Annotated in this window: 4 protein-coding genes; all 4 read left to right on the forward strand. The window is 67.6% G+C overall.

All coding sequences use genetic code 11. The features are described 5' to 3' along the window. On the forward strand, nt 1–1,193 hold a 1,193-nt coding region (locus VFB40_RS09350), incomplete at its 5' end, for an extracellular solute-binding protein (RefSeq protein WP_324848963.1). A gap of 251 nt (nt 1,194–1,444) precedes the next feature. After that, complete coding sequence (locus VFB40_RS09355; protein WP_324848965.1) at nt 1,445–2,356, forward strand: carbohydrate ABC transporter permease; 912 nt, start codon at nt 1,445–1,447, stop codon at nt 2,354–2,356. Nucleotides 2,357–2,358: 2 nt separating this feature from the next. Then, nucleotides 2,359–3,246: a carbohydrate ABC transporter permease gene (locus tag VFB40_RS09360; RefSeq protein WP_324848967.1), complete on the forward strand. Its 888-nt coding sequence runs from the start codon at nt 2,359–2,361 to the stop codon at nt 3,244–3,246. Between the two features lie 117 nt (nt 3,247–3,363). Next, the gene (locus VFB40_RS09365) at nt 3,364–3,666 is read left to right on the forward strand and encodes a DUF1905 domain-containing protein (RefSeq protein WP_324848969.1); all 303 of its coding nucleotides are present in this window, start codon (nt 3,364–3,366) and stop codon (nt 3,664–3,666) included. Nucleotides 3,667–3,953 lie beyond the last annotated feature (287 nt).

The following is a 3,953-nucleotide window of genomic DNA, read 5'->3' on the forward strand; positions in this document are numbered from 1 at the left end:
CGAACTCCTCCTCCTCGGGTGGCTCGGCCTCCGGCGCGGTCACCATCAAGCTGGTCGCGGCCGACTACGGCACCGGCGCGTCGAACACCTCGCAGACCTACTGGCAGGGCGTCGCGGACGCCTTCCACAAGGCGAACCCGAACATCACCGTCCAGGTGCAGACCATCGACTGGAACGACCTGAGCTCCAAGGTCCAGACGATGATCCAGAACAAGCAGTACCCGGACGTCCTCGAGGGCCTGACCTACGCGCAGTACGTCCAGGACGGCATCGCGTACAAGGCTTCTGACGTGCTCGACGCCTCCACGCTTTCGAACATCAACCCGATCTTCGCCAAGGCCGGCGAGGTGAGCGGGACCGAGTACGGCATCCCGTGGACCACGTCTTCGCGGGCCATGTTCTACAACAAGAAGCTGTTCACGCAGGCCGGCATCAGCACCCCGCCGACCACCTGGGACCAGCTGAAGGCCGACGCGCAGACGATCGCCCAGAAGACCGGCAAGACCGGCTTCGGCCTGCCGCTCGGCTCCGAGGAGGCGCAGGCCGAGTCGCTGCTGTGGTTCCTCGGCAACGGCGGCGGCCTGACCGACGCCTCCGGCAAGTACGCGATCAACTCGGCGCAGAACATCGCCACTTACCAGTACCTGCAGGGCCTGGCCAAGTCCGGCGCGACCGAGCCGGACCCGGCCACCAAGAACCGCACCGACCTGTGGCAGCAGTTCGCGCAGGGCAACATCGGCATGATCAACGGCTCCCCGGCGCTGATCCCGATCATCCAGAAGGCCGGCGTGCTGCAGGCCGCCGACTACGGCGTGGTCGCGGTGCCCGGCAAGACCGCACCGCTCACCTCGACCGTCGGCGTCGCGGACTACGTCGTCGCGCTGAACAACAACAACCATCAGGCGGCGATCAAGTCCTTCCTGGACTTCGCCTACAACGACCAGAACCAGCTGGCCTTCGACAACGAGTACGACCTGCTGCCGGCCACCACCTCGGCGACCAACAGCATGTCGAGCAACCCGCAGTTCGCCGGCTTCGTGAAGAACCTGGGCACCGCCACGCTGTACCCGAGCTCGCAGGCCAACTGGAGCACCGTGCTGACCGCGATCCAGAAGCAGATCGGCACCGCGCTCACCGGCGACCCCAAGTCGGTGCTCGACCAGATCCAGCAGACCGCGACCTCCGGTCAGTAATCCGGGCCAGGCCCGCCAAAGCTTCGGGTCCCGGCCGTCCTCCTCCTCGGCGCGGGCGGCTCTGATCGGCCGGGACCCGAAGGCCCCTGACACATCGCCAACCAGCCCGCTGCACCGCTCACTGGCGCCGCGCCGGACGTACCCGCATGTGCGTCCGGCGCGGTGAACCGTCCGGCCAGTGAACCATCCGGCACAGTGCACCTGCCGACCGCCTGGCCGCCCCGGCCCTTCCCGAACTCGGCGGAGAGACCATGTCACTACCCCCCACCCCCCCGCTGCGGCGGCTCGGCCGGGCCGCCGCTCCCCTCGGCTGGGTCGGCCCCGCCGTCGCCCTGATCGGCTTCGCGGTGATCTGGCCGGTCTACGAGATGTTCCGGATCTCGTTCCAGCACTACAGCCCGGACGGCTTCCTGCTCGGCTCGGCCGGCTTCAAGAACTACACCAAGCTCTTTCAGGACCCGAACTTCGGCCCGATCATGATGCGCAGCCTGATCTGGGTGGTCGCCGTGGTCGGCCTGACCATGACGATCTCGCTCGGCGTGGCGCAGCTGTTCAACCAGCGCTTCCCGGGGCGGCGGATCGCGCGCTGGGCGCTGATCGCGCCGTGGGCCGCGTCGGTGATGATGACCGCCATCATCTTCCGCTGGATGCTCGACCCGAACACCGGCGCGATCAACCTGCTGCTGCGCGACCTCGGCCTGATCTCCAGGCTCGGCACCAGCCAGGCCGACTGGCTCGGCCGCCCCGACGCCGCGTTCCTCTGGATGATCGCGGTGGCCGTGTTCGTCTCGGTCCCGTTCGCCACCTACACGATCCTGGCCGGCCTGCAGACCATCCCCGGCGAGGTGTACGAGGCGGCGAAGATCGACGGCGCCTCGCACCTGCGCACCTACTTCGCCATCACGCTGCCGCTGCTGCGCCCGGCGATCCTGGTCGCGACGCTGATCAACGTGATGAACGTGTTCAACTCGTTCCCGATCATCTGGGAGATGACCCGCGGCGGCCCCGGCTACGAGACGAACACCTCGACGGTCTACATGTTCAACCTCAAGCAGAACTTCATCGGCGAGTCCGCCTCGATGTCGGTGGTGAACTTCGCCGTGATCATCGTGATGGTGCTGGTGTTCCTGCGGGTCAGCAATTGGAAGAAGGAGGTGGCCTGAGCATGGCCGCGACCACAGCACCCGCCGCCACGCGGACCGCCGCCGACCGCACCGGCGCGCCGCAGGCCCGCCGCAACCCGCCGAGGCTGCGCACCGTGATCGTGGCCGCCGCGGCGTATGCCGTGGCCCTGATCTTCATCCTGCCCTACGTGGAGATGGCGCTGACCGCGCTGCGCCCGCCGAAGGAACTGCTGGACGCGGACTACGTCCCGCACCACTTCGCCTGGTCGAACTTCACCTCGCTGTGGTCCACCGGCCTCGGCTCGAACCTGCGGGTCTCGCTGATGGTGGCCGGCGGCGCGACGGCGCTGGTGCTGCTGGTGGCGATCCCGGCCGCGTACTACACGGCGCGCCGCAGATTCCGCGGCAGGTCGGTGTTCCTGCTGTTGGTGCTGGTGACCCAGATGTTCCAGCCGACCGCGCTGGTCGTCGGCATCTTCGGGCAGTTCAACCAGCTCGGCATGATCGACGACCCGACCGCGCTGATCCTGGTGAACGCGGGCTTCAACATGGCCTTCGCGATCTGGATCCTCAACGCCTACTTCGGCGCGATCCCCAAGGAGCTCGAGGAGGCGGCGCTGGTCGACGGCTGCACCCGGCTCGGCGCGATGTTCAAGGTGATCATCCCGCTGGCGCTGCCCGGCATCGTCACGGCCCTGATCTTCACGTTCATCGCCGCGTGGAACGAGTTCATCGTCGCGCTCACGCTGACCTCGACGCCGAGCAACGAGCCGCTGACCGTCGGCCTGAACAACTTCATCGGCGCGTATTCGGTGGACTGGCAGCACCTGTTCGCCGGGTCGGTCATCGCCACCATCCCGGTGATCATCCTGTTCGCCCTCATCGAGCGCAAGGTCGTCTCCGGCCTGACCGCCGGCTCGGTGAAGTAGCGGCGCACCACACCAGTCCAGTGGGTAAGAAAGGCCCGGCGGACCCGATCCGCCGGGCCTTTCCCCTCCTCACCCGTGCGCACTTGTCGCCAGCCGATGGAAGCATGGGGACAGTCGATGGGAGGTCCAGTGGAGTTCGAGTTCACCGGCGAGATCTGGCACTGGCGCGGTCCGTCGCCGTTCCACTTCGTCACCGTTCCGGAGGAGCAAGCCGCAGACATCCAGGCGTTAGCGGCAGACGTCACGTACGGCTGGGGCATGATCCCGGTACGAGTGCGGCTCGGCGGCACCGCTTGGAAGACGTCCCTGTTCCCCAAGGACGGCGGATACGTGCTGCCGCTTAAAGACTCGGTACGCCGCGCCGAGTCGGTCGAGCTCGGTGACATGGTCGAGGTCGAACTGACGGTCCTCGGCGGCTGACGCGCGGAGCCCGCCCTGTCGTCCGGTGCAGCGACCGGCCCGGTCAGGAATCGAGAAGCAGAGCCACTCCGGTCCCTCATAGCATCCAAGGGAGCGCCCCGCGTGAGAGACGGAGACACGATGAGCAAGGCGACGAGGACCGACGCGCACGCGGACTCGGCTGCGCTGCCCGGAGCGGACAGCCACGAGGTGATCCGCGTGCACGGCGCGCGCGAGAACAACCTCAAGGACGTCAGCGTCGAGATCCCCGAGCGCCGACTGACCGTGTTCACCGGGGTCTCCGGTTC

Source organism: Actinocrinis sp., assembly GCF_035650855.1.
In the GTDB taxonomy this organism is placed as follows: Bacteria; Actinomycetota; Actinomycetes; order Streptomycetales; family Catenulisporaceae; genus Actinocrinis.